This is a genomic window from Pseudomonas sp. DE0010 (assembly GCF_007680745.1).
GTDB lineage: Bacteria > Pseudomonadota > Gammaproteobacteria > Pseudomonadales > Pseudomonadaceae > Aquipseudomonas > Aquipseudomonas parafulva_B.
Map to the genome: position 1 here is coordinate 68,082 of NZ_VEJQ01000009.1, position 26,583 is coordinate 94,664.

The window sequence follows — 26,583 nt, forward strand, 5'->3', positions numbered from 1 at the left end:
GACCTGCTGACCTCATGATTCGGTCAGCTCCTTGGTTGCAACCGCTTTCACCGAGGCTTTCTTCTCCTGAACGACGATGTAGAACTCTTCGCCATGCTTGACGGCGCCATACAACACGGCTTTTTCGATCAGCTCGGTACCACGCAGATGGCGCAGCATCATGGGGTCCTTGCGCAGGTCGCGATAAAGCGCCAGGCATAGCAGCACCATGACCAGCACGAAGGGCAGGGCCACTACGATGGTCAGGTTTTGCAGCCCGGTCAGGGCTTTGTCTGGCGCGCTGGGGTCACCGATGGCCAGCATGATGGCTGCGACCGTGCCGGTGAGCGCTCCCCAGAAAATCACCGTGCGCCGCGAAGGGGAAGTGGTGCCATGTTCGGACAACGTCCCCATGACCAGTGACGCCGCGTCGGCACCGGAGACGAAGAAGATACCGACCAGGATCATCACCAGGACCGACGTGGCAGAGGCCAACGGGTAACTGGCGAGCAATTGGTACAGCGCATGGTTGCTGTTGACCGCACCCTCCGCCAGTACGAAGGCGCCTTCGCGCAAGGCATCGATGGCCGCCCCGCCGAAGATGGTGAACCACACCAGGCTGACCAGGCTCGGCACCAGCAATACCCCGGTGACGAACTGGCGAATGGTGCGCCCCCGGCTGATGCGGGCGATGAACATGCCAACGAAAGGCGTCCAGGAAATCCACCACGCCCAATAGAACACCGTCCAGCCGGCCAGCCAGGCGTTCATGGGTTCGCCGCCGCTTGCATTGGTACGCGCCATCATTTCCGGCAGCATCTTGATGTAGATGCCGATCGATGTAGGCAGCAGGTTCAGCATCAGCAAGGTAGGCCCGACCAGGAACACGAACACGGCGAGCACCAGTGCGAGCACCATGTTGGTATTGGACAGCCACTGGATACCCTTGCCGATGCCCGACACGGCCGAGGTGACGAAGGCAATGGTCAGTACGGTGATCAGCGCGATGTAGAACAGCTTGCCGGGGTGCTCGATCCAGCCGTTGTATTCGAGGCCGCCTGCAATTTGCAGCGCACCAAGCCCCAACGAGGCGGCCGAGCCGAACAGCGTGGCAAAGATTGCCATCATGTCGATCAGACGGCCGAGCGGGCCATTGGCATGCTTGCCGATCAAGGGCCTGAAGGCTGCGGATATCAGCTGGGAGCGGCCGCGCCTGAAGGTGCCGTAAGCGATGGCGAGCCCGACGATGGCATACATCGCCCAAGGGTGCAGCGTCCAGTGAAACAGGGTGGTAGCCATGGCCACCTGCATCGCTTCGCTCGACTGGCCAGTGGTCGAGCCCGGCGGCGGAGAAACGTAGTGCGACAATGGCTCGGCCACGCCGAAGAACATCAGGCCGATGCCCATGCCGGCACTGAACATCATCGCTACCCACGACACCGTTCGAAACTCAGGTAGTTCTCCATCCCGGCCCAGCGGCACGCGACCATAACGACTGGCAGCCAGCCACAGCACGAACACGACGAACACAGTGGAGGTCAGTACGAAGAACCAGCCGAAGTTGAGAATGACCCACGACTGCGCACTGGACGCGCTGCTGGCCAAATTGACCTGGTTGAGGAAACCCCACAGCACGAACGCGATGGCCAACAGGCTGGTCAAGCCGAATACGACCCAGTCGAGCTTGCCCTCCAGGCGCCGGTCCTGTCGGGCTTCGTCGGTTTTGGAGGGGTCGGTCACGCCAAGATCGGGTGTCTCTGCGAAGTGTTCCTTTGCCATGAAGTTGGAGCCCTGTGTGGCGTGCCTGCTAAAACAGGCTTGTTGTTGTAGGGGCGAGCGCGTGGTGGCGTTCTCGGCAGGGTGGTTTGCCGGGCGATTATCCTGCGCGCCAAATCCCGCTGCCTGTCCCGGTTGCGCCGTGGGGCTTCCATTGCGCGACCTGCTGGTCACTTTTAGTTCCTGGGCGGATGACCCTTTCTGTGCCGTGTTCTGTTAACCTGATCGACATCACCCGGGCCTGCTTGTCCGAGTAGCGTGGACACGCTGCTGCTCGTGGCCTGGGCCGCATCAGGAAACGGAGATTCGTCAACATGGCCACTGATCGTGTGAGCCTGATTCATTTCGATAAATTGAGCATGAGCCCCGCCGCGGCCGATCGCTTCCAGCAGGCCCTCGATGCCCTGGAAACGCTGAAACTGCAGGATCGTTATGTCTACCTCATCGCGCCTTATCTGGGTGATATCGCCGACGCCTCCGATGCTGAACAATTGGCCACTGCCGTCGAGCAAGGCCTGCGCGTGGTCGACGAGCTGCTGAGCGGCAAGTCGGTCACCAAGGCCAAGGCCGACGAGGTGCGCGAGGTGTTCCAGCGGGCAGGGGAGCGCGCGCGGCTGGAACTGACCGCCTGAGGCAGCTTTTTAGTCCAAAGCCCAGCGCAGGGAACGAGGTATCACAGCGTCGTCTGCCGGAGGTCTCGCATGATCAAGGGTTGGGTTGGCCTGTTGTGCCTTGGGCTATTGCCACTGCTGGCAATGGCTGACGAGCCGTGTAAACGGCTTACCGCCACTGGAAACCCGGAATATCCCCCCTACCTTTGGCATGACCCCCTGGACCCGCACCATCTGATTGGGGCCAATGCGGATCTGATCACGCGCCTGGCCAACAGCCTTGGCCTGGAAATCGACGTCCTCTATGTAGGCCCTTGGTCCAGGGCCCAGGAAGAGGTTCGTACCGGCAGGGTCGACCTGATGGCCGGCTACTTCATCACCGACGCCCGCCAGCAGCAGATGGACTTCATCCTGCCGGCATTCCTCTCCACACCAAGCGTGATCTGGGCCCGCCAGGGGCATGGCTTCGTCTACGGGCAATGGTCGGACCTGCAGGGACTCAAGGGTGGAACGCTGGTCAATAACAGTCACGGCCAGCCGTTCGATGCTTACGCCAAGCAGCACCTGACGCTCGAGGCGGTGCCCAGCGCCAGGCAGGCTTTCGAAAAGCTGATGCACGGGCGCAGTGACTATGTGATCTATGAGCAGTACCCAGGTCTAGCCCTGGCGCGCACCTTGGGCATCGACCAGCAGGTGCTGGTCCTGCAGCCGCCTGTCTCCAGCGAAGGCCTGTACCTGGCCCTGTCCAAGGCTTCGCCGTGCAATCAGCCGGCGCTGCGCGAAGCCTTGGGCCGGGCGATGCAGCAGCTCAACGCGCAGGAGGTACCGCAGCAGCTGCTCAAACTCAACCTGGAGCGCAGCCGCTAAGGCCTTCCGGTGCTCGAATGCGCGGCATGGGTCAGCGCATCTGCAGGATGATCGGACTGGGGCTGGCAGGATCCGTATCTTTGCGCAGCTTGGCCACTGCCGCAGCTTTGACGGCGTTGCCGTGGTTACCCCACGCACTTCGGATATAGCTCAGCACCTCTGCGGTTTCCTGATCGCTCAGTTGTGCACGCATGGCGGGCATGCGGTAGGCATCGGGCCTGCCATCGGCCACGGCCCGCTGCGACCCGTTCAGGGTGATGTTGATGGCCGAAGCAGCCTCGTTGGCGAGTAAAGAAGTGGCGCCGGCCAGGGGCGGCATCCACTCACCCTGGCCCTTGCCGTCCATGCCGTGGCAGGTGGCACAGCGCGCCATGTACGTGCGTACGCCCGGGCGCCCCAGCTGGACGAGCGTCGGTTCGGGCTGATACTCCCAGGGTTTGCCGTCACGGGATGGATCGCCGGGCAGTGCCTTGAGGTAGTGGGCGATGGCTTGTAGATCGCCATCGGTCATGAACTGCGTGGAGTTGTTGAATGCCTCGGTCATCGAGCCGAAGACCACGGCATGTCGATTGCGACCGGTCTTGAGAAACTGCACCACCTCAGCCTCGTTCCAGCGCCCAAGGCCGGTGTTAGGGTCATTGCGCAAACTGGGCGCGTACCAGCCGTCGAGCAAGGCGCCTGCGAGATACGGGGCGCCCGACTCGTCGAAGGCTTTTTCATTGAAAGCCAGGCCTCGGGGGGTATGGCAGCTGCCGCAGTGCCCAGGCCCCTGCACGATGTAGGCGCCGCGATTCCACAGTGCATTCTGGTCGTCCTTCGCCACGTAAGGGCTCGCGGGTGCGAACGCGCCGTTCCACAGGGCGATGGGCCAGCGTAGGTTCAATGGCCAAGGTATGTCGCCAGGCTTGTTCGGCTGTCGTGCAGGCTGAACACTGCGCATGAAGAATGCGTAAAGCGCACGTATGTCGTCGTCGCTGAGCTTGGCGTAGGAGGGGTACGGCATGGCGGGGTAGAGGCGGCGCCCGCCAGGCGCCACACCGTGGCGCACGGCCCGGTCGAAGTCGGCCAGCGAGTAGGCGCCGATGCCTGTCTCCCGGTCGGGTGTGATGTTGGTGGCGTGGATCGTGCCAAGCGGGGTAGCCATCTCGAGCCCCCCGGCCATCGGCGGTTCGCCAGGCAGGCTGTGGCAGGCGACGCAATCGCCCAGCCGTGCGACGTATTCCCCGCGACTGATCAATGCCGGGTCGTCGGTGGCGCGTGCCTGCTCATCAGAGAACGGCGAAGCAGGCTCTCGGGTGACGTACCAACCGGCCAGGCCAGCGGCGACCGCGCAGGGCAGCAACAGCCAGCCAAGGGTTCTAGCAGTACGAGGGTGCATGGCGGCGTCCTTGTCGGTCAGCTGAAGGTATGACGGCTCATGGGCAGGCTGCGAACCCGTTGTCCGGTCAGTTGGGCCACGGCATTGGCCACCGCCGGTGCTACCGCGGGCAACGGTGGCTCGCCGATACCGCCCATCTTCGCGCCACTCTCAACAATGCGTACATGCACCCGAGCCATGCGCGCAGGCGGCAGGATCGGGTACAGGTCATAGTTGCGCGCACGCGGCATGCCATCGACATACACCGCTTCCTCGACCAGCGTCTGCGACAACCCCAAGGCCACCGCGCCATTGACCTGGTGCTCGATGATGGCCGGGTTGACGATGCTACCCGGATCGATCGCCTGCCAGATGTCGTGGACCTTCACCTGGCCGTCTTCGATGGAGACCTCGGCGATCACGGCCGCTTCGGACCCGAAAGGGGACGCCATCGCCAAGCCTCGGGCCCGCCGCGTGCCATCCTCGGCAGTGAAAGGCCCACGCTTCCAGCCCCCTGAAAGCTCGACGACCGCTTGCAATAGTTGGGTCAGGCGCGGGTTGTCTCGTAGCAGGTGCCGACGCAGGGCCAGAGGGTCCTGGCCCCCTTTGTCCGCCAGCTCGTCCAGGAAAGACTCATAGAAGAAGTCATTGAGCGAGTTGCCCACCGACCGCCAATAACCGAGCATGGCCGGGCCTTTGACGTACACCTGTGCGATGCGCCTGTTGGCGATGGCATAGGCCTTGCCCGATAGCCCTTCCAGTGCCGTGGGGTCGACCTTGTCACCTTGCTTGCCGGCCAGGGCTTCGGTGGGGCCTTCCGTGGCGCTGACCGCCTCCAGGACCACCGGCAAGCCTTTGGCATCGAGCCCGGCGCGGAACTTGACCGCGGCGACAGGGCGTAGCACATCGCGAAGGAACTCTTCCTCGCGGCTCCAGATCAGCTTGACAGGCTGGCCAACCGCTTTGGCCAGGGCGATGGCTTGCGGGTAGGGGTTGGCGGACTCATACAGGAAGTGCCGACCGAAGAAGCCGCCAAGCAGCGGCGAATGCAGCGTGATCTGGTCGGGTGACAGCCCGGTGCGCTTGGCGATGTCATCGCGGAACATGTCGGGCGCCTGGTTGGGCAGCCAGACCTCCAGTGTGCCGTCGGGGTTGAAGCGGGCCAGGGCAGAAGGGGGCTCGAGCTGGGCATGGTTCAGGTACTGGTTGTGGTAGCTGGCCTCGACGGTGGTCACGGCGTTGTCCAGCGCGCTTGCCACGTCTCCGGCCGTTTCTTCATCACGGGTTGGACCCGTGGCACTGGCCAGGTGCTGGAGCCAGCCGTCGCTGGAAAAATCCGCCGGCATGGCCCGCACGGTGGAATCTGCGGCTGGCTCCAGCCACTGCACTTGCAGTGCCTCGACCGCACGCTTGGCGTGCCACCAACGTGGTGCAACCACCGCTACAGCACCGGGCAGGCGATGCACTGAATGCACGCCCTTCATGGCAGCTACCTGTGCCTCATTGCGCACTTGGCCTACCGTCATGCCCAAGCGAGGGGCATGCTGCACGGCGGCATGAAGCATATTCGGCACGCTGAGGTCGATGCAGTACATGGCCTTGCCGGTGGACTTGTCGTATGCATCCAGGCGCCGAACTGGCTTGCCAATCCAGCGAAAGTGGGCAGGATCACGAAGCTTGACGGTGGCAGGGTCGGGGACCGGCAGGTCCATGGCGCGCTCGGCCAGTTCGCCGTACCCAAGCGTGCGCCCTGACGTGGTATGTACTACGGTACCCGGCGTCGTGGTGAGCTCGCCCGCCTCAACACCCAGTTGCTGCGCAGCGGCCTGCAGCAACATCGCCCGCGCCAATGCGCCCAGGCGGCGCATGGTGGAGTAGCTCATGCGTACGGACATGCTGCCGCCGGTGATGCGCATGCCGTTTTCCATCACCACATAGGCTTGGCCAGGTGGGGCGCTGTCCACGATGAAGTGAGCAGGGTCCACATCCAGCTCCTCGCCAACAATCTGCGCCATGGCGGTGAACGGCCCTTGGCCGCCTTCCATGAACGGACTGAGCAGACGGACCGTGCCATCCGGTCGGATTTCCAGGAACGCCGGTACCTGGGTGCCTCGCTGCGTATCGGCAGCGGCCTGCACACGCGCAACGCCCGTCGGCAGGCCGAAGCCCAGGACCAATGCACCTGCAGCCGTGCCGACCAGGAAACGGCGACGCGAGAGATTGACGGTTTCACCAGCTTGCAATCTATGCAGCTCAGCAACGGGATCAGGCGTGCTCATCAGGCTTTGGCTCCCTGCGCCAGGTCATGCATGGCTGCATGAATAGCGTTGTAGGTGCCGCAGCGGCACAGGTTGATCATGGCTGCATCGATCTGCTCGGTGCTGGGTGCCGGGGTATGCTTGAGCAGCGCGGTCGCTGCCATTACCTGACCGGATTGGCAGTACCCGCATTGCGCGACCTGGTGTTCCACCCAAGCCGCTACCACCCGCTTGCCCACAGGGTCGGCCTCGATCGCCTCAATGGTCGACACGTGTCGGCCAACCACGCCGGACACCGGGGTCACGCAGGCGCGCACCACAACGCCGTCCACCAGCACCGAGCAAGCCCCGCACTGGGCCAGGCCGCAGCCATACTTGGTGCCGGTCATGCCCAGGTCGTCGCGGATCACCCACAAAAGGGGCGTGTCGGCGTCTGCATCGACCTGGTGGGTCGTGCCGTTGATGAGTAGTTCCATGGTTCACCTGCCAGTCATCGGTTAGCGCTGCTCTTGTCATCATCGTGGGGTGCGTTGCCCCGTGCAGAAACGCTAGCACAGCGCCGAACCGGTGCCTGCGCCAGGCTGTGCAGATACAGAGGATCAGGCAAGGATTTCCCCGGAATGCGCAAGCGCGAGGCCGCCATTGACGCGCATGCCGGTCGGGGAGGATTTCCGCTGTGAAAAACCGGATAATGCCGACCATTGTGTTTTGCACGCTTAAAATCACGGTAAACCCGCATGGAAATCAAGGTCAATTTTCTCGACAATCTCCGTCTCGAAGCCAAGTTCGATGACTTCACGGTGATCGCCGATCAACCGATCCGCTACAAGGGCGATGGCTCGGCCCCTGGGCCATTCGACTATTTCCTGGCGTCCTCGGCGCTGTGCGCGGCTTACTTCGTCAAGCTCTACTGCCAGACACGCGGCATTCCCACCGAAAACATCCGCCTGTCGCAGAACAACATCGTCGACCCCGAGAACCGCTACAACCAGGTGTTCAAGATCCAGGTGGAGCTGCCTGAAGACATCACCGACAAGGACCGCCAGGGCATCTTGCGTTCGATCGAGCGCTGCACGGTCAAGAAGGTGGTGCAGACCGGTCCGCAATTCGTGATCGAGGTGGTCGACAACCTCGATGCCGATGCCCAGGGTTTGCTCATGCCGGTGGCCGAAACCAGCACGCGCATCCCTGGCAAGGACCTGCCATTGGAGCAGACGATTGCCAACATGTCCGGCATCCTGGCCGACCTTGGCATGAAGATCGAAATTGCTTCGTGGCGCAATATCGTGCCCAACGTCTGGTCGTTGCATGTGCGCGATGCGCAGTCGCCCATGTGCTTCACCAATGGCAAGGGCGCTACCAAAGAAGCGGCGCTGGCGTCTGCCCTGGGCGAATTCATCGAGCGGCTGAATTGCAATTTCTTCTACAACGACCAGTTCTGGGGAGAGGAGCTGGCCAATGCGGCCTTCGTGCACTACCCGGACGAACAGTGGTTCAAGCCCGGCCCTCGGGATGCCCTGCCTGACGAAATCCTCGACGCGCATTGCCTGGCCATCTATAACCCCGATGGCGAACTGCGCGGCTCGCACCTGTACGACACCAACTCGGGCAACACCGCCCGGGGCATCTGTTCGCTGCCGTTCGTGCGCCAATCAGACCAGCAGGTGGTGTACTTCCCGTCGAACCTGATCGAGAACCTGTTCCTGAGCAACGGCATGAGCGCGGGCAACACGCTGGCCGAAGCGCAGGTGCAGTGCTTGTCCGAAATCTTCGAGCGTGCGGTCAAGCGTGAAATCCTCGAAGGCGAGCTGTGCCTGCCAGACGTTCCCGCCGAGGTGCTGGCCCGCTATCCGTCCATCGTCGCGGGTATCCAGGGGCTGGAGGAGCAGGGCTTTCCAGTACTGGTCAAGGATGCCTCGCTGGGCGGCGAATTCCCGGTGATGTGCGTCACCCTGATGAACCCGCGCACCGGTGGTGTGTTCGCTTCGTTCGGTGCTCACCCAAGCCTTGAGGTGGCCTTGGAGCGCAGCTTGACCGAACTGCTGCAGGGCCGCAGCTTCGAAGGTTTGAACGACCTGCCACAGCCCACCTTCGAAAGCCACGCCCTGACCGAGCCGAACAATTTCGTCGAGCATTTCATCGACTCCAGCGGCGTTGTGTCGTGGCGCTTCTTCAGCGCCAAGGCTGACTTCGAGTTCGTCGATTGGGATTTCACTGCCCAGGGCGAAGGTGCCAATGCGCAGGAGGCAGCCACCTTGTTCGGCATCCTCGAAGACCTTGGCAAAGAGGTCTACATGGCCGTGTACGACAACCTCGGGGCAATCGCCTGCCGAATCCTGGTGCCAGGCTATTCGGAAATCTACCCGGTCGAGGACCTGATCTGGGACAACACCAACCGGGCGCTTTCCTTCCGCGCCGACATCCTCAACCTGCACCGCCTGGACAACCGCTCGCTCAAGCTGCTGCTCAAACGCCTGGACAATTGCGATGTCGATGACTACACCACCATCACCACGCTGATTGGCGTTGAATTCGACGACAACACGGTATGGGGGCAACTGACCATCCTTGAGCTCAAGCTGCTCATCTGCCTGGCCGTGCAGCGCTTCGAGGAGGCCAAGGAGCTGGTCGAGGCGTTTCTCCAGTTCAACGACAACACCGTGGAGCGGGGGCTGTTCTACCAGGCGCTTAACGTGGCATTGGAAGTGCAGTTGGACGATGAACTGGACATGGCCGACTACGAAGTCAATTTCCGCCGCATGTTCGGCAACCCGCGCATGGATGCAGTGCTGGGCTCGATCGAGGGAAGCGTGCGCTTCCACGGCCTGACCCCGACCAGCATGAAGCTCGAAGGGCTGGATCGCCATCTGCGCCTGATCGACAGCTACAAGAAGCTGCACGCCGCTCGGGCGCGACTGGCCTGACGTCTGGCAGGCATGGGGCCTGTATGGGCCGCGTATGCCACGAAGGGCAGCGGTTCGGGATTTTTTGCAGGATATTTCAGCCATGCAGGGCTGAACTATCGGCTCGCCAGGGTGCTCATTTGCTAGGCGCACCCTGCGTATCCCCGTGGGCCGTCTCTCGCCGGCCCCGGTCACTGAACGAAAAGGAGGCACCGTGACCGTTTCCGACCCTACCCTGTACCGCTGCAGACCTGGCCCACTGCATGCGTTGTTGTTGGCGGGCACCGTGCCGCTGTTCCTGGGGGCAATGATCAGTGACATTGCCTACTACAACAGCTACCAGATTCAATGGAGCAACTTTGCCGCCTGGCTGATCGCAGGGGGCCTGGTGTTCTGCGGGCTGGCCCTGCTGTTCGCCCTGGCCAACCTGATCAGCGCTCGACACAAGGCCGGGCGGCCAACCCTTTACTTCTTGCTCTTGCTGGTGACGTGGGTGCTGGGGTTGGTCAACGCCTTCGAGCATGCCAAGGACGCCTGGGCTGTGATGCCGTCCGGGCTGGTGCTGTCGGTGATCGTGACCGTGCTCGCTGTGGTGACGGCGTGGCTTGGCTTGAGCAACCTGCGTTCGGGAGGTGAAGCATGAGAGCGCTGCACGCTGTGAGTTTGCTGTCTCTTTCGCTGTTGCTGGCGGCTTGCGGCGGTGAGGGTGACCCCACCCAGGCCCGTGGGCCTGACCCGAAGCTGCCCGATCCCCAGCGCGGTCTGCTGCCCAGCATGAAGATCGCCGAGCCGGTTGCCTGGGGGCAGCAAAAGCCGACCGTGCCCGACGGTTTCAGCGTCACGGCCATCGCGACCGACTTGAAGATCCCGCGTCAGAGCCTGGTGCTGCCCAACGGCGACATCCTGGTGGCCGAAGGGCGTGGCGGCAGCGCTGCCAAACTCAAGCCCAAGGATGTGATCGCCAGCCAGATCAAGGCCAAGGGCAATACCCAGGTCAAGGGCGGCAACCGCCTGACCCTGTTGCGCGATGCCGATGGTGATGGCAAGTATGAGCTTAAGACCGTCTTTGCCGAGAACCTGAATGCGCCCTATGGCCTGGCATTTGCCGATGGCAAGTTGTACGTGGCCAACCAGGACGCACTGGTGCGCTTCGACTACCGCGACGGCCAGACCAAGGCCGACGGCCCACCGGTCAAGCTCACCGACCTGCCGGCCGAGATCAACCACCACTGGACCAAAGCCTTGACCATCAGCCCGGACGGCCGCTTCCTCTACGTCGGCATCGGTTCGAACAGCAACATCACCGAGCGCGGCCTTGAGGTCGAGATCGACCGTGCGATGGTGTGGGAAGTCGATGCCCAGACGGGCGCACATCGGCCCTACGCCACCGGGCTGCGCAACCCCACTGCACTGGCTATCCAGCCGGGTACCGGGCAGCTCTGGACAGTGGTCAACGAGCGCGACGAACTGGGCCCAGACCTGGTCCCCGACTACCTGACCTCCGTGCGTGAGGGCGGCTTTTACGGCTGGCCCTACAGTTACTGGGGGCAGAACGTCGACGACCGAGTGCGGCCGCAGAATCCTGACAAAGTAGCTGCGGCGATCAAGCCCGACTACAGCCTGGGGTCGCATGTTGCGGCGCTGGGTGTCGACTTCTCAACGGCCGCCATGGGCCAAGGCTTTGCCGAGGGGGTGTTCGTGGGCGAGCACGGCAGCTGGAACAGGCCGAACCCGGTTGGCTACAAGGTCATCTTCGTGCCGTTCAGCAACGGCAAGCCGGCAGGCGAGCCCATCGATTTCGCCACCGGCTTTCGAGGTGAAGATGGCAAGACGCGTGGGCGTCCAGTGGGTGTGACAGTCGACCCGCGTGGGGCATTGATCATTGCGGACGATCTGGCCAACACCGTATGGCGGGTGACGCGCAACTGATGCAATCGGCTGCAGGGGCGGGACTGTCCGCCCCTATGGCTTACTCTCTAGGATCACGGCTGTTACGCCTTGGCGTAGCCACGCAGATTCGCTATTCGCCATACGAATAGTTTCCATCTCAGCTTTCGATTTCCATGCGAGGCATCAATAGCCTCATGCTGAACCCCGTCCTGTTTAGCGAGAACGGTCATGTTCAGTAAATCCATGATGATAGTGCTGTTACCCATTGTTTTGGCGTTGATTGCTGGCGCGGTTCTGCCGTTTCAAGCGGCAGGCAATGCCGCTGCAGGCAGGGCGCTCGGTCACTGGCTGTGGGGCGCATTTGCGTCGCTCGCCGTCAGCGCCGTGGTCGTCATCACAGCGCTGCTGGTGCTGCGGATCCCTGCGCCTGACATCGGCAGGGCGTTGCAAGGGCCGTGGTGGCTCTGGATCGGCGGTGTGCTGGGCGCCCTTTATGTGGCAGGGGCGGCGGCGCTGACGCCCAAGCTTGGGGCGGCAGGCTTTCTGGTGCTGGTGGTGGCAGGGCAGATCGTTACGGCGGTGGTTGCTGATCATTTTGCCATCATGAACCTGCCAGGCAGGCCCCTGGGGCTGGCGCGAATTTTTGGACTTGTGATGATCCTGGCCGGCGTGTGGTTGGTGCAGAGTCAGTGGGCCGCCGGTACACCCAGCAAAAGCGAGCCCGCGGTGGAGCGCTCAAGCCACGATCAGACCTCTGGCTGACAGCATGCCAGCACCGTCTCGCGCAGCCAGCGATGCCCCGCATCATCCTGCTTGCGGCTGTGCCAGGCTTGCCGGTAATCGATGCTGTCCAAAGGCAGCGGGGGGACGAACTCGCACAGCCCCCCATGGGCAGGCAGCTGGGCGAGGGCCCGTCGCGCTACGGTCAGAATCAGGTCGGTATCTTTCACTACTTCTACGGCTGCGCTCCAGTGCGGCAGCGCCAGGGCAATGTGCCGGCGCTGACCTTGGGAGGCCAGTGCACGGTCAATCTCATCGAAGGCGTCGGGGCGCGTAGCCACCAGCACATGGGGGCGCGCCAACCACTGGCTCAAGCTCAATTCGCCAGTCTCCGGCAGTGTCTGCTGGTCAGCCACGCTTACGAAGCGATCGGCAAACAGTGATTGGGCGGTGATGCCTTGAGGTAATTCCGGAAAGACCCCCAGCGCCAGGTCCAGCTCGCCGTCGAGCAACTGAGCCACCATTGCCTCGCGACTGGCCTGGCTGACCGCCAGGTCGATGCCCGGGGCAACGCGCCGCACATGGCGCAGTAGAGGTGGCAGGATGATCCGTGCTGCATAGTCCGACAGCGAGAGACGGAAGCGTCGCCGGGCCTGCGTAGCATCGAATTGCGGCGTGCTCAGCAGCCCCTCCAGATTGGCCAATGCGTCCTCTAGCGGTTGGGCCAACGCCTGAGCCCGCGCGGTGAGCGTCATCGTGCCACCCTGACGTACCAGCAGAGGATCATCGAAATGCTCGCGCAACTGCGCCAGCGCGTGGCTGACGGCCGGCTGACTGCGGTGCAGGCGAATGGCAGCGCGTGTTACATGCCGCTCGGTAAGCAGGGCGTGCAGGGCCAGCAGCAGGTTCAGGTCGATTCGGCGCAATTGATCCATGGTTCGGGCGTCTGATCCATAAGGGGGCAGGGGCCAAGCCTAACAAATGCGCGCCTGCACCGCTGACGGCACTACACGACCTCACCGGTGGTTGCCGTTATACTGCGCACCTGTTCGATTTTTTCCGAGTATTTCGATGGGTCTTTCCGCCACCGTTTCACCTGAACCGCGCCGTCTGGGCGCACCCCTTGTCGCGTTGGGTCTACTGATAGCTGGCGCCTGGTTCCTGGATGCCAATGCAGGCTTCAGGCAGGTCCTGCTTCTGCTACTGGGGGCTGCGCTGGGCCTGACGTTGTATCACGCGGCCTTCGGCTTCACCTCAGCCTGGCGCGTGTTCATCAATGAGCGGCGCGGCGCCGGCTTGCGTGCGCAGATGGTCATGCTGGCGCTGGCCGTACTGCTGTTCTTCCCGGCGCTTGCGGCCGGCAACCTGTTCGGCACCCCCGTGACGGGCCTTGTGGCACCGGCCGGGGTGTCCGTCGTGTTCGGGGCTTTCATCTTCGGCATCGGCATGCAACTGGGGGGCGGCTGCGCCTCGGGCACCTTGTTCACCGTTGGCGGCGGCAATGCCCGAATGCTGGTAACCCTGCTGTTCTTCATCATCGGGTCCGTGACCGCCACGCACCACGCCGACTGGTGGTTTGCCTTGCCATCATTGCCTGCGACCTCAATCGTGCAGGCATGGGGCCTGGTACCTGCCTTGCTGGTGAGCCTGGGCGTGTTCGGCCTGATCGCCTGGGTCACTGTGCACCTGGAAAAGCGCCGCCACGGCAGGCTTGAACAGCCCGAGCAGCATGACCGGGCAGGTCTGCAACGCTTTGTGCGAGGCCCCTGGCCGTTGCTCTGGGGCGCGGTCGCGTTGGCCGTGCTCAACTATGCCACCCTGGCCTTGGCTGGACGGCCCTGGGGCATCACCTCGGCCTTCGCCTTATGGGGCGCCAAGGTGCTGGACAGCCTGGGTGTTCAGGTGAGCAGCTGGGTGTTCTGGCAGGCACCGGCAAATGCCAAAGCCTTGGCTTCGCCGGTCTGGCAGGATGTGACCACCGTCATGGACCTAGGCATCGTGCTGGGGGCGTTGCTTGCAGCAGGCCTTGCCGGGCGTTTTGCCCCGAGCCTGAAGATCCCGCTGCCGTCATTGATCGCCGCCGTTATCGGCGGCCTGTTGCTGGGCTACGGTTCGCGCCTGGCCTACGGCTGCAATATCGGCGCTTATTTCAGCGGTATCGCTTCAGGGAGCCTGCACGGCTGGCTATGGCTGATCGCCGCCTACCTGGGCAACGTGATCGGGGTGCGGCTGCGCCCTGCGTTCTTTGCAGGGGAGCGTCGCGCGACGACCTTGACTGGCTGTTAACGCAAAGGGCTGGCCCGTTGATTCCCGACTGGGCCAGTCAACGCTAGGTTCGATATAGCTGAACCAAGCATGGCGGGAGGGGTTGGTTGCTAATAATTTGTATCAACTATGCTTAGTAACTAATTGATAGGTATAGCTATCTGCGTGCCAGCGCATGTTGCACACATTGTTCCTGATAGGTTTTGCTGATGGCAGCAGGTGAGAGCCTCGAGCGACTGTTATATGTCTGCTCGGTAATGCCGAAGGCGGTCATGCGCATCCATGGCTTGGCAAACTTGCGTGCCTGCAGCTTCTTGCGTGCGGTATACAGCGTGACCCCAGACAGCTTGGCCTGCTGGGCCTGGGCTGCAATCTGCGCGCCCCACTTGCAGGCTTGGCGATCGTTCTGAGTCAAAGGTCGGGCGCTGGCGCTGATACCTGCTGTAGCCAACAGGCAGCCCGTCATTATTGCTAGAATTACCCGCATGTTACTGTCCTAAGCTATTGAAGGAGAAGGAAGTTTGCCTCCTCCTTCCAAAGCCGGGGGCCAGCAGTTTGCCTTCAGGCCAGCGCAGCTTTGGCGTCTGTGCTGGCATGTTCGCGCAGGCTGTACCAGGCAATAGCCGCTACCCACAGCACGCCCACGCCATAATTGAGGCGCTGGTAAAGCCCGAACAATTCGCCGCTCTGCATGGCCTGGCCCATGAACCCGACTGTGACAATTGCCCCAAGGGTACAGGCCAGCGAGCAGACCGCCAGGGCGCGCGAGTGCGCGATGCGGGCGCCAAGCCAGATCCACAGGGCACTGGCGAGGGTCAAGGATATGAACATCAACAGCCCGGACAGGTTGTGCAACTGCTGCGACGTGGAAGGCTGTTCAGGCGCGCAGCCCTGGTCGCAGGCGAACCATCCCGTGCCCAAGCTGCCAACGGCGTGCAGCAACAACAGCACTGCACTGACCATGGCCAGCCGGGAGCCGCGCCAGCGCCGGGCAATGCCCCACGCGAACAAGGCGAACAGTAGCGCTAACGGGAAATTGTTCACCAGCGGGGAAAGATGGTGGGTTGGGGCACCGACGGCGCCCAGCTGGCTCATGGCCAATTGCAGATGATCGTAGCCGGGGTAGGCCATGGCGGTCAGCGTAACGCCCAGAGCTAGCCACAATGGAATGAGCAAGCCACAGCTGAGCAGCGATCGGTCGAGCAATCTCATGCAGGCATCCTTCCGTGGAAAGCCCGGACCTTAACAAACGGTCTGGTGATAGCGCCAGCATCGATAGCGTTGCAGCCGTATGTGATCGTACAACTGCCTGCGCTATCATGGCGGCTGTCTTTCAAGGTGAAGCACAGGGCATGTCAGATCTACAACCACCGCCACGGGCCAGGCGCAAGCCGCGCAGCCTGGCCCAGGAACTGGTCACAGTGCTGACCGAACGCATCCGCAGTGGTCAACTCAAGCGCGGTGACAAGCTGCCGACCGAATCGCAGATCATGGCTGAGGAAGGGGTCAGCCGCACGGTCGTGCGTGAGGCGATCTCGCGCTTGCAAGCCGCCGGGCAGGTGGAGACCCGTCACGGTATCGGTACCTTCGTGCTGGACGCTCCGCCGGTCGGGGGGCTGCGCATCGACCCGGCCACGGTGGTGACGCTGCGCGAAGTACTTGCGGTACTGGAGCTGCGCATCGCCCTCGAAATCGAATCGGCCAGCCTGGCGGCTCAGCGACGCAGCGATGAAGAGCTGGCCGGGATGCGCGCAGCCCTCGATGAGCTAAATGAACAAGCAGCCCATGCTACCGACGCAGTGTCCGCGGACTTTCAATTCCACCTGCGCATCGCCCAGGCCAGCGGTAATCACTATTTCGCCGACATCATCAACCACCTTGGCACCAGCATCATCCCTCGAACCCGCCTCAACTCTGCTCGCCTGGCCCACGACGACCAGCCCCACTACATGAGCCGGTTGATGCATGAGCACGAAGCGATCTACGAGGCAATTGCTCGCCAGGACAGTGAAGGGGCGAAGATGGCCATGCGCATGCACCTGAGCAACAGCCGGGAGCGGCTGCGCCAAGCCCATGAGCGGGCGCAGGTGAGCGGGGCGTGACCTAACCGCCCCAGCCTCTGGATGACTCTCATCCCGGCTAATGACTCAAGATCTACCTTGGAGCGCTTCTTCACTCCACTGGCCATTGACCAACCGGCGCAACCCCAGCGGATTGCTGTCGCGCAGCGGCTCGGGCAGCAGCGCCTGGGGGTAGTTCTGGTAGCACACCGGCCGCAGGAATCGGTCGATGGCCAACGTGCCGACAGACGTGCCCCGGGCGTCCGAGGTGGCGGGGTACGGGCCGCCGTGGACCATGGCATCGCATACCTCCACACCTGTTGGATAGCCGTTGACCAGGATGCGGCCGACCTTTTCCTCCAGCAGCGGTACCAACCAGGCGAACGCAGCAAAGTCTTCCGGCTCGCCGATCAGCGTCGCGGTCAGTTGGCCTCTCAGGCCCTGCAGGGCGCTGCGCAGTTGTTCCTCGTCGCGCGCTTGCACCGCTACTGTCGTCGGACCGAAGACTTCTTCCTGCAAAAGCGGGTCAGACGTCACCAGCAGGCGGGCCTCGGCCTTGAACAGTTGTGCTCGTGCCTGGGGGCCTGTCTGCGGCTGGCCGGCCAAGTGCACGATGCCGTCATGGGCGTGAAGGTGATCCAGCCCACTGACATAGCTTCGCAGGCCACCTGCATTGAGCATGGTCTGGCCGGCCTGGTGGTCCAGATGGGTGCCCAAGTCTTCGAGGAGTTGGCTGAACGCGGGCGATTGCAGGCCTATCACCAAACCCGGGTTGGTGCAGAACTGCCCAGCCCCCATGCAAACGGAGCCTGCCAGTTCACGCGCAATGGCTTCGCCGCGCTTGGCCAGCGCCCCGGGCAGGACAATCACCGGGTTGATGCTCGACATTTCGGCAAACACCGGGATCGGCTGGGGGCGCTCGGCGGCCATGCGGCACAGGGCATCGCCACCTTTGAGCGAGCCGGTGAAGCCCACTGCCTGGATGGCCGGATGCTTGACCAATGGCTCACCCACGCCTGCCCCAAACACCATGTTGAACACACCTTTGGGCATGCCGGTACGGGCGGCCGCGCGTTCGATGGCACAACCGACCAGGTCGGCGGTGGCCATATGGCCGCTGTGCGCCTTGAACACCACCGGGCAACCGGCAGCCAGTGCAGCAGCGGTGTCACCACCGGCGGTAGAGAAGGCCAGGGGGAAGTTGCTCGCGCCGAACACCGCTACAGGACCAACGCCGATGCGCATCTGTCGCAGGTCCACCCGCGGCAGCGGCTGACGGTCTGGTTGGGCCAGGTCGATGCGCGCACCCAGATAGTCGCCTCGGCGCAGCACCTGAGCAAACAGGCGCATCTGACCGCTGGTCCTGCCGCGCTCACCCTGGATCCGAGCTGTCGGTAAGGCGGTTTCACGGCACACGATCGCCACGAAGGCATCGTCGAGCGCATCGAGCTCCGCGGCAATGGCGTCCAGAAACTCGGCGCGGCGTGCCGGTGGCAATTGGCGAAACCCTGCGAAGGCGGCCTGTGCCGCCTCGGCCGCCTCGGCCACCTCGCGCTCGGTGGCTTGTGCGAAGCTATAGGGCAGGGGCTCGCCAGTGGTGGCATCCAGGCTTTGCAGGCGCTGTGTGCCGGCTGCGCTGCGCTGGCTGGCGATGAAGTTGTGGCCAAGAATCTCTGGCATCTGGAACTCCTCAGGGACAAGGGATCAGGTAATGGGTGCGGGATTGAACAGGGTGATGTCGTTATGCAGGCGGTGTTGCTCGGCCCAGGTGTGTTTGCGCCCGCTGGCCACGTCCAGGTAGTAGTGGAACAGCTCCCAGCCCAGCTCTTCGATGGTGCTGCGACCCGTGGCGATACGCCCGGCGTCGATGTCGATGAGGTCCGGCCAGCGCTGCGCCAGCTCGGTGCGGGTGCATACCTTCACTACCGGCGCCATCGCCAGGCCATATGGCGTACCGCGGCCGGTAGTGAACACATGCAGGTTCATCCCGGCGGCCAGCTGCAGGGTGCCGCAGACGAAGTCGCTGGCAGGGGTGGCACAGAAGATAAGCCCCTTGCCGCTCACCCGTTCCCCTGGCCCGAGCACACCTTGAATGGCGCCGCTGCCTGACTTGACGATCGAGCCCAGTGCTTTCTCGACAATGTTCGACAAGCCGCCTTTCTTGTTGCCTGGCGTGGTATTGGCGCTGCGATCGGCAGCGCCCTGGTGCAGGTAGCGGTCGTACCAGTCCATTTCGCGTACCAGCGCATCGGCCACCTGCCGGTCCTGGGCGCGGGAGGTAAGCATGTAGATGGCGTCGCGCACCTCGGTCACTTCCGAGAACAGCACCGTTGCACCGGCCCGCACGAGCAGGTCTGCCGCGTAGCCAAGTGCCGGGTTGGCGGTGATGCCCGAGAAGGCATCGCTGCCGCCGCACTGCATGCCCAGGATCAACTCACTGGCCGGCACGGTCTCGCGCCTGCGCTTGTCGAGTTTCTTCAGGCGGGTTTCAGCCAGGGCCATGATCTGCTCGATCATCTCAGTGAAGCCCAGGCTTGCGTCCTGCAGGCGGTACAGCCAGGGCTCGCTGAGGTCGACCGAGGGGTCGTCGTCGTGCATCACCTGGCTGGCCTGCAGCTTTTCACAACCCAGGCTGATGACCAGCGCTTCGCCACCCAGGTTGGGGTTGCGCGCCAGGTTGCGTACGGTGCGGATGGGGATATAGGCATCGCGGGCATTGATGGCCACGCCGCAGCCGTAGCTGTGGGTGAGGGCGACCACATCGTCCACATTCCGATAGCGCGGCAGCAGCTCGTGGCGGATGCGCTTGACGGCATGCTCCAGCACCCCAGTGACGCATTGCACGGTGGTGGTGATACCCAGGATATTGCGAGTGCCAACCGTGCCGTCGGCATTGCGATAGCCTTCGAAGGTATGGCCCTGCAGCGGCGGTTGCGGTTGGGGAACTGCATCGCAGCATGGCAGATTGTCCAGCTCAGGCGGGGCGGGCATGGCCAGCTGCCCCTCCTGCACCCAACTGCCCTGGCGCAGGTCCTCCAAGGCATAACCGATCACCTGGCCATAGCGTCGTACCGCTTGGCCCTTGGGGATAGGCACGGTGGCCACCTTGTGGCTCTGCGGCACGTCTTCTACCAGGGTCAGCCCGTCGACGAACCGGGCCCCTTCGCCCAGGCCGCCGTCGTTGACCACCACCACGACATTGTCGTCCTCGTGCAGGCGGATGTAGCGCGGCGATTCGGAATGTTCGATCAGCTGCATGTTCGGGCCCTATTGTTCAGGTTCTCCGGCTTTTGTACGTGCGGGCGCACGGGCTAGTCAGTGCGCACGTGCTCAATCAGTGACGCGGGCTGGCAAGCTGGGCATCCGGCACTGACGCCGGCTTGGACTCAGGCGACTCTTCGCGCAGCTCGATTCGCTTGATGGGGCCGACGATCACCAGGTAGCTCAGTACTGCCACCAGCGCGTTGGCACCCACATAGACCAGCGCCCACTTGAACGAGCCGGTGGCGCTGATGATGTAGCCAATCACGATCGGCGTTGTGATCGAGGCGATGTTGCCGAAGGTATTGAACAGCCCGCCGGACAGGCCGGCGATCTGCTTGGGCGAGGTGTCGGCCACCACTGCCCAGCCCAACGCACCAATGCCTTTGCCGAAGAAAGCGAGGGTCATGAAGCCCACCACCATCCATTCGGCATCGACGTAGTTGCAGAACACCATGGTGGTGGACAACATCAGGCCGCACACGATTGGCAGTTTGCGCGAGAAGGTCAGCGAATGGCCGCGGCGCAGCAGCCAGTCCGAAATCACGCCGCCCAGTACCCCACCGATGAAGCCACAGATGGCTGGCAGCGAAGCGATGAACCCTGCTTTGAGGATGGTCATGCCCCGTTCCTGGACCAGGTACACCGGGAACCAGGTCAGGAAGAAGTAGGTGATGGCGTTGATGCAGTACTGGCCAAGGTACACACCCAGGAGCATGCGGCTGGTCAGCAATTGCTTGATGTAGCCCCACTTGGGCCCGTCGTTGCCGCGCTTGTGGTCCATGTCCACCAAGCCGCCGTTCTGCTCGATGTGTTCAAGCTCGGCGGGGCTGATACGCGGGTGCTGGCGAGGGTTGTAGATGGTCTTGAGCCATATGATCGAGAAGAGGATGCCCAGCACGCCCATGACCACGAACACATGCTCCCAGCCGAAGCTGAACACGATCCAGCCCATCAGCGGTGCGAACAGGGCAGTGGCGAAATACTGCGCCGAGTTGAAGATCGCCGAGGCAGTACCGCGCTCCTGGGTCGGAAACCAGGCGGCGACGATGCGGGCGTTGCCGGGGAACGACGGCGCTTCGGCAAAACCGACCAGAAAACGCAGGGTAAACAGAGTGACCACTGCCCAGGCCACCGGCAGGCCGCCGACGAAGCCTTGCAGCAAGGTGAACAGTGACCAGGTGAAGATGCTGAATGCATAGACGTTTTTTGAGCCGAAGCGATCGAGCAACCATCCGCCGGGAATCTGTCCGGCCACATAGGCCCAGCCGAAGGCCGAGAATATGTAGCCCAGGGTGACGGCGTCGATGCCCAGGTCCTTTTGCAGGCTCGACCCTGCGATGGCGATGGTTGCGCGGTCGGCGTAGTTGATCGTGGTCACCACGAACAGCATGAACAGGATCAGGTAGCGCACATGCGTTTTCTTCGTCGCTTGCATGCTGGTAGTACTCCCACTAGTTATTGTTGTGCGGGGTCTTCGATTTATGCCGGAGTAAGACGCGCCCACTCCGGGCGCGGCGCTGGCAGGCGCCGCGAGGGTTTACTGCGGCCCCATCTTGTCCATCAGGGCGGCAAGCATTTCGTACTCATCGGGGCTCAGGTCGGTCAGTGGGGCACGAACCGGGCCTGCATCATGGCCGGCAATGCGGGCACCCGCCTTGACGATGCTGACAGCGTAACCGGCCTTGCGGTTACGAATGTCCAGGTAGGGCAGGAAGAAGTCGTCGATCAGCTTGGCCACGGTGGCATGATCGTCCCGGGCAATGGCGTGGTAGAAGTCCATGGCGGTCTTGGGGATGAAGTTGAATACCGCCGATGAATACACCGGCACGCCCAGCGCTTTGTACGCCGCAGCGTAAACTTCGGCAGTCGGTAGCCCGCCCAGGTAGCTGAAACGCTCTCCCAGCCGGCGGCGGATCGACACCATCAGTTCAATGTCACCCAGGCCGTCCTTGTAGCCGATCAGGTTCGGGCACCGCTCGGCCAATTGTTCGAGCAAGGTGGCGTTGAGGCGACAGACGTTGCGGTTATAGACCACCACCCCGATGTTGACCGACTGGCACACGGCCTCTACATGGGCGGCGACGCCATCCTGGCTGGCTTCGGTGAGGTAGTGCGGCAGCAACAGCAACCCCTTGGCACCCAGGCGCTCGGCTTGCTGCGCATACTCAATGGCCTGGCGGGTTGCACCACCAACGCCCGCCAGGATAGGTACCGACGTGGCGCAGGTGTCCACCGCTGTCTTGATGACCTGGCTGTATTCGCTGGCAGCCAGGGAGAAGAATTCGCCCGTACCCCCGGCGGCGAACAGCGCACTCGCGCCGTATGGGGCCAACCATTCCAGGCGTTTGATGTAGCCGGCCTGATTGAAATCGCCCTGCGCATCGAAGTCGGTGACAGGAAACGACAGCAAGCCGTGGGACAGGATGGATTTCAGTTCTTGTGGGTTCATTGTTATAGGCATCCAGACGCTTGGGTAGGAGTAATGCGGTGCTTTCGAGGTAAGTTATCGTACAACCTCATGCAAGACCAGTCCCTTAGGGAGGTTTTTTTGGTCGAGGTGATTTAAGGGTGGCTTTGATGACTCGCCATCGCGGGGTGATAGCGTGCGGCAAGGGGCCGTGGACAGCGGCGTCTGCTGTCAGGTCATCGTATCTCTCGAGTTGGGAAGTTTCATCGACAAACGACTGGGGCGGCCTTGCGCCGCCCCATGCTTTACTGCTCGCATGCGTGCTAGTGATCAGGCTGCCTGTTGAGGCTTGCCCTGTACCTTGCGAACGTGCGCTCTACACGCATCGCCAAACGCCTGGAAGATCTTGATAGAGTCAGGATTCTTGGCAGCCTGCCACTCTGGGTGCCATTGCACGGCAAAGAGGAAGGGCGAAAGGCTCGGGGCATGAATGGCCTCGACGAGCCCGTCTTCGGCGTGGGCAATAGCTTCGATGCCCTTGCCCAGGTTGCGCAGCCCTTGGCCGTGCAGGGAGTTGACGCGAATCTCATCCGTGCCAAGGGTGTCGCGCAGCCAGCTACCCGGCTTGATCTTCACGCTGTGGGCCAGCGCGTACTGCACCTCGACAGGATCCTCGGGGTTTTCGCGGTGATCGTTGAAACCGGGCTCGGCGTAGACCTTCTGGTAGATGTCCCCGCCCAGCGCCACGTTGATTTCCTGCATGCCCCGGCACACGCCGAAGATGGGCAGGCCGCGCTTGATTGCAGCCTTGACCAGCGGAATGTCGAACAGGTCGCGGTTCTTGTCCTGGCCCTTGCCCGGGGTCTCGTTCTCCTGGCCATACAGCGCTGGGTCGATGTTGCTGCCCGCGCCCGTCAAGTACACGCCGTCGGCCATGTCCAGGTAGGTCTCCAGTGCCTCGGTGCCACAGCAGGTGGGCACCAGGACCGGGACGCAGTCGGCGAAGTCGACCAGCGGGGTGATGTATTTGTGGGTCATGACCTGATAGTCATGGCCTTTGCGCTCTTGGGTACCCATGGTCATCAGGACGATGGGTTTGCGCAGGGAAGGTTGCTTGTTGCCAATGTTGCTGTTGGACATATGTCACCTTGGGACAGGTTGAACCTGTCGTTGTTGTGCAGGTGCAAGGCGCGCGGCGCTGGTGCAACCTGAGGTCCCGAGCACTGCCGACTCGTCGGCGTCGACGATGTCGGTCGGGACTTGGTGTTAGATTGCCAGAGCCGTTTGATATGTCAAACGGCCGCAGCCGGCTCCCAGGCCCAAATTACGGAGGCGGGCGGGCTGCAAGGCAGCGCCGGTGCGGGCTTGGCTGGGGTGGCGGTCAATAATACTTAACGACGCAGTCGACTCATTGCAGCGGCGCAATGATTCAAGGGTTTTCCATGGGCTGCACGGTCAGGCTTTGCGGCTGACCTGGCCGGATCGCGTGGCCCTGCCAGCATGCGTGGGTTAGTCTGCTGAGCTGTTGCGGTGCAGCTTACCCCTCCATGATCAGAAGAAGGATATTTTTGATGGCCACTCCCACCCGCGAGCCCGTCGTGCATCTTCCCTTTGCTGAGCTCAAAGCCTTGCTTGAGTCGATCTTCGAACGTCATGGCTGCACGCCGGCGGTGGCTCGGGTACTGGCCGCCAACTGTGCCAGCGCCGAGCGTGATGGCGCCCATAGCCATGGCGTGTTTCGCATACCCGGCTACGTCTCGACCTTGGCCAGCGGTTGGGTGGACGGCAAGGCTGCGCCCGAGGTCAGTGATCTGGCGGCCGGCTATATCAGTGTCGATGCGCGGGGTGGTTTTGCGCAGCCTGCACTGGCGGCTGCCCGGGAATTGTTGGTGGCCAAGGCACGCGCTGCTGGGATCGCAGTGCTGGCCATCCACAATTCCCACCATTTCGCCGCATTGTGGCCGGACGTGGAGCCGTTCGCCGAACAGGGCCTGGTTGCCCTGAGCGTGGTCAACAGCATGACCTGCGTCGTACCGCACGGTGCACGCAAGCCGGTATTCGGGACCAACCCGATCGCCTTCGCTGCGCCCTGCGAAGGGCATCCGCCCATCGTATTCGATATGGCGACCAGCGCGATGGCCCATGGCGATGTGCAGCTGGCAGCCCGCGCCGGGGAGGCAGTGGCCCTGGGGGTAGGCGTGGACGGGCAGGGCCAGGTGACTCAGGACCCGGCCAAGATCCTGGGCGGCGGTGCCCTGCTTCCGTTCGGCGGGCACAAGGGCTCAGCCCTGTCGATGATGGTAGAGCTGCTGGCAGCTGCACTCACCGGCGGCAATTTTTCATGGGAGTTCGACTGGTCCGGCCATCCCGGCGCCAAGACGCCGTGGACGGGGCAGTTGCTGATCGTCATCGACCCGCAGGTTGCACAAGGTCAACGGTTCGCCCAGCGCAGTCGCCTGCTGCTGGAGCAAATGGAGGCGGCCGGTGTCAGCCGCATGCCAGGTGCGCGGCGGCACTTGGAGCGTGAGCGGGCGGAGCGCGAAGGGGTGGCGATCACCGCCAGTGCCCTGCAGGCGTTGCGCGATCTGCTCACCTGATCGCGGCCGGGCAGGGTAGGCGGACCCGCGCCCGATCATGCAGTGTTGCACATACCCCTTGCACGATAGTTGGTGCCCATTCCCAGCCAGTACGGGTATGCTCTTGGCTGCCTTTTTGACTCGTCCTGATCCCAAGGAGCTGCACGCTGTGTTCAAACATGTCGAAGCCTACGCCGGCGACCCGATCCTCTCGTTGATGGAAACCTTCAAGGCCGATCCGCGCGCCGACAAGGTCAACCTGAGCATCGGCCTGTACTACGACGAAGCCGGAGTAGTGCCGCAGCTCGCTGCAGTGGATGCAGTGGAAAAGCGCATCGCAGGTCAGGATCACGATGCTTCGCTGTACCTGCCGATGGAAGGCCTTGCCAGCTACCGCCAGGCCATTCAGGCCCTGCTGTTCGGTGCCGACCATCCGGCGGTTGCTGGCGGTCGCGTGGCGACGGTGCAGACCGTCGGGGGTTCCGGGGCCCTGAAGGTCGGTGCCGACTTCCTCAAGCGTTATTTCCCGCAGGCGCAAGTCTGGGTCAGCAACCCCACCTGGGACAACCATCGCGCCATCTTCGAGGGTGCAGGCTTCACGGTTAACACCTACCCGTACTTCGACCAGGCCACCCGTGGCGTGGACTTCGAGGGCATGCTTGCCACGTTGCATACTTTGCCTGCCAACAGTGTGGTGCTGCTGCACCCCTGCTGCCACAACCCGACGGGTGCCGACCTGGATCAGGGCCAGTGGCAGCAAGTGGTAGAGGTGGTCAAGGCCCGTCAGTTGATCGCCTTCCTGGACATTGCCTACCAAGGGTTTGCCCAGGGTCTGGTCGAAGACGTGTTCGCCATCCGCGAGATGGCCAGCGCAGGCGTGCCATGCCTGGTCAGCAACTCGTTCTCCAAGATCTTCTCCCTGTATGGGGAACGTGTGGGCGGCCTGTCGGTGGTTTGCGACGATGCAGCCACGGCGCAGAGCGTGCTCGGCCAGCTGAAGGCCACGGTGCGCCGTAATTATTCCAGCCCGCCCAACTTCGGCGCCCAACTGGTCGCAGGCGTGCTCAACGATCCCGCCCTCAACGCCCAGTGGGCTGCGGAAGTAGAGGTGATGCGCACCCGCATCCTGGACATGCGCCAGGCATTGGTCGATGCGCTGGGTGTGCTGCTGCCGGGGCGTGATTTCCAGTTCCTGCTGCGCCAGCGGGGCATGTTCAGTTACACCGGCTTTAGCGTGGAGCAGGTGCGCCGTTTGCGCGATGAGTTTGGCGTTTACCTGATCGACAGTGGCCGCGTGTGCATGTCAGGCCTGCGGCCGGCGAACCTGCAGCGGGTTGCCGAGGCCTTCGCGGCTGTACATCAGTAAGCACCCCAGGCTTGACGTTTTGCAGCAACCCTCGCCGAGGCCGCCTGTGGCTTCGGCGATTGCCTTTCCATCTCCCCATCCCGTGCTCACGGACGCCTGTGCCAGCCAGGGCCTTCTCCACGCGGAGCGTGCTCTGCCACCCGGCTGCACCTACCGCTTGTACAGACAAGTGCAACCACCCCCTCCGAAAAAGGCTTCGCAAGTGCAACCTTTCCGTGCACAATCGCGCCCCTCTTTTTCCGGTTGAGTAGGGCGCAGCCAACGCTTCGTCATTCTCAGCCTGT

At 62.9% G+C, this 26,583-nt stretch carries 22 protein-coding genes; 10 read left to right on the forward strand and 12 right to left on the reverse strand.

Translation table 11 applies throughout. The annotated features are described in order from the left end of the window. Positions 1-12: 12 nt before the first annotated feature. Positions 13-1,758 (reverse strand): BCCT family transporter, encoded by a 1,746-nt coding sequence (locus tag FS767_RS09305; protein ID WP_144964957.1) that lies wholly within the window; start codon positions 1,756-1,758, stop codon positions 13-15. Positions 1,759-2,069: 311 nt separating this feature from the next. Here FS767_RS09305 and FS767_RS09310 point away from each other — a divergent pair, with 311 nt between their 5' ends. Both FS767_RS09310 and FS767_RS09315 read left to right on the forward strand, forming a co-directional pair. Further along, complete coding sequence (locus FS767_RS09310) at positions 2,070-2,387, forward strand: hypothetical protein (protein ID WP_144964958.1); 318 nt, start codon at positions 2,070-2,072, stop codon at positions 2,385-2,387. Positions 2,388-2,456: 69 nt separating this feature from the next. Beyond that, positions 2,457-3,233, forward strand: coding sequence for an ABC transporter substrate-binding protein (locus tag FS767_RS09315; RefSeq protein WP_144964959.1), 777 nt, complete (start codon positions 2,457-2,459; stop codon positions 3,231-3,233). A gap of 31 nt (positions 3,234-3,264) precedes the next feature. On the opposite strand, the gene FS767_RS09320 is transcribed toward FS767_RS09315, so the two are convergent. From FS767_RS09320 to FS767_RS09330, 3 genes are read right to left on the reverse strand one after another with little or no spacing between them, the layout of a single operon-like run. Further along, positions 3,265-4,611 carry a cytochrome c gene (locus FS767_RS09320; protein WP_144964960.1) on the reverse strand — a complete coding sequence of 449 codons (1,347 nt, stop codon included), beginning with the start codon at positions 4,609-4,611 and terminating at the stop codon, positions 3,265-3,267. A 17-nt stretch (positions 4,612-4,628) separates the two neighbouring features. After that, a complete protein-coding gene (locus FS767_RS09325) occupies positions 4,629-6,869 on the reverse strand; it encodes a molybdopterin cofactor-binding domain-containing protein (protein WP_144964961.1) in 2,241 nt (746 codons plus the stop codon). Further along, positions 6,869-7,324, reverse strand: coding sequence for a (2Fe-2S)-binding protein (locus FS767_RS09330; RefSeq protein WP_144964962.1), 456 nt, complete (start codon positions 7,322-7,324; stop codon positions 6,869-6,871). Before FS767_RS09330 ends, FS767_RS09325 begins: the two co-directional genes overlap by 1 nt. Before the next feature lie 261 nt (positions 7,325-7,585). Here FS767_RS09330 and FS767_RS09335 point away from each other — a divergent pair, with 261 nt between their 5' ends. The 4 genes from FS767_RS09335 (at position 7,586) to FS767_RS09350 (ending at position 12,403) form a co-directional block, all read left to right on the forward strand. After that, a complete protein-coding gene (locus FS767_RS09335; protein WP_058638344.1) occupies positions 7,586-9,772 on the forward strand; it encodes an OsmC domain/YcaO domain-containing protein in 2,187 nt (728 codons plus the stop codon). 193 nt (positions 9,773-9,965) lie between these two features. Then, a complete protein-coding gene (locus FS767_RS09340) occupies positions 9,966-10,394 on the forward strand; it encodes a DUF2231 domain-containing protein (protein WP_100851569.1) in 429 nt (142 codons plus the stop codon). Further along, positions 10,391-11,680 carry a sorbosone dehydrogenase family protein gene (locus FS767_RS09345; protein WP_144964963.1) on the forward strand — a complete coding sequence of 430 codons (1,290 nt, stop codon included), beginning with the start codon at positions 10,391-10,393 and terminating at the stop codon, positions 11,678-11,680. Before FS767_RS09340 ends, FS767_RS09345 begins: the two co-directional genes overlap by 4 nt. Before the next feature lie 189 nt (positions 11,681-11,869). Continuing rightward, positions 11,870-12,403, forward strand: a complete 534-nt coding sequence (locus FS767_RS09350; RefSeq protein ID WP_144964964.1) for a DMT family transporter — start codon at positions 11,870-11,872, stop codon at positions 12,401-12,403. On the opposite strand, the gene FS767_RS09355 is transcribed toward FS767_RS09350, so the two are convergent. Further along, positions 12,388-13,296: a LysR family transcriptional regulator gene (locus FS767_RS09355; RefSeq protein ID WP_144964965.1), complete on the reverse strand. Its 909-nt coding sequence runs from the start codon at positions 13,294-13,296 to the stop codon at positions 12,388-12,390. The genes FS767_RS09350 and FS767_RS09355 overlap by 16 nt on opposite strands. Before the next feature lie 136 nt (positions 13,297-13,432). Here FS767_RS09355 and FS767_RS09360 point away from each other — a divergent pair, with 136 nt between their 5' ends. Continuing rightward, complete coding sequence (locus FS767_RS09360; RefSeq protein ID WP_144964966.1) at positions 13,433-14,647, forward strand: YeeE/YedE family protein; 1,215 nt, start codon at positions 13,433-13,435, stop codon at positions 14,645-14,647. Positions 14,648-14,783: 136 nt separating this feature from the next. Here the strand turns inward: FS767_RS09360 and FS767_RS09365 are convergent, their stop codons facing one another. Continuing rightward, the gene (locus FS767_RS09365; protein WP_144964967.1) at positions 14,784-15,113 is read right to left on the reverse strand and encodes a hypothetical protein; all 330 of its coding nucleotides are present in this window, start codon (positions 15,111-15,113) and stop codon (positions 14,784-14,786) included. A 74-nt stretch (positions 15,114-15,187) separates the two neighbouring features. Further along, positions 15,188-15,838, reverse strand: coding sequence for a DUF998 domain-containing protein (locus FS767_RS09370; RefSeq protein ID WP_144964968.1), 651 nt, complete (start codon positions 15,836-15,838; stop codon positions 15,188-15,190). 140 nt (positions 15,839-15,978) lie between these two features. On the opposite strand from FS767_RS09370, the gene FS767_RS09375 reads away from it, so the two are divergent. Next, on the forward strand, positions 15,979-16,728 hold the full coding sequence (locus tag FS767_RS09375) for a FadR/GntR family transcriptional regulator (protein WP_058638384.1): 750 nt from the start codon (positions 15,979-15,981) through the stop codon (positions 16,726-16,728). 45 nt (positions 16,729-16,773) lie between these two features. Here the strand turns inward: FS767_RS09375 and FS767_RS09380 are convergent, their stop codons facing one another. The 5 genes from FS767_RS09380 to FS767_RS09400 form a co-directional block, all read right to left on the reverse strand. Then, positions 16,774-18,366, reverse strand: coding sequence for an aldehyde dehydrogenase (NADP(+)) (locus FS767_RS09380; RefSeq protein ID WP_144964969.1), 1,593 nt, complete (start codon positions 18,364-18,366; stop codon positions 16,774-16,776). A 24-nt stretch (positions 18,367-18,390) separates the two neighbouring features. Beyond that, positions 18,391-19,944, reverse strand: a complete 1,554-nt coding sequence (garD, locus tag FS767_RS09385; protein WP_144964970.1) for a galactarate dehydratase — start codon at positions 19,942-19,944, stop codon at positions 18,391-18,393. Between the two features lie 76 nt (positions 19,945-20,020). Continuing rightward, positions 20,021-21,385, reverse strand: coding sequence for an MFS transporter (locus tag FS767_RS09390; protein WP_058638335.1), 1,365 nt, complete (start codon positions 21,383-21,385; stop codon positions 20,021-20,023). A gap of 102 nt (positions 21,386-21,487) precedes the next feature. Continuing rightward, positions 21,488-22,399 carry a 5-dehydro-4-deoxyglucarate dehydratase gene (gene kdgD, locus FS767_RS09395; RefSeq protein ID WP_078478530.1) on the reverse strand — a complete coding sequence of 304 codons (912 nt, stop codon included), beginning with the start codon at positions 22,397-22,399 and terminating at the stop codon, positions 21,488-21,490. Between the two features lie 288 nt (positions 22,400-22,687). After that, a complete protein-coding gene (locus FS767_RS09400) occupies positions 22,688-23,497 on the reverse strand; it encodes a gamma-glutamyl-gamma-aminobutyrate hydrolase family protein (RefSeq protein WP_144964971.1) in 810 nt (269 codons plus the stop codon). 431 nt (positions 23,498-23,928) lie between these two features. On the opposite strand from FS767_RS09400, the gene FS767_RS09405 reads away from it, so the two are divergent. Then, positions 23,929-24,954, forward strand: coding sequence for an Ldh family oxidoreductase (locus tag FS767_RS09405; protein ID WP_144964972.1), 1,026 nt, complete (start codon positions 23,929-23,931; stop codon positions 24,952-24,954). Between the two features lie 148 nt (positions 24,955-25,102). Then, entirely contained in the window at positions 25,103-26,299 is a 1,197-nt protein-coding gene (locus FS767_RS09410; protein ID WP_078478532.1) for an amino acid aminotransferase, read from the forward strand. Positions 26,300-26,583 lie beyond the last annotated feature (284 nt).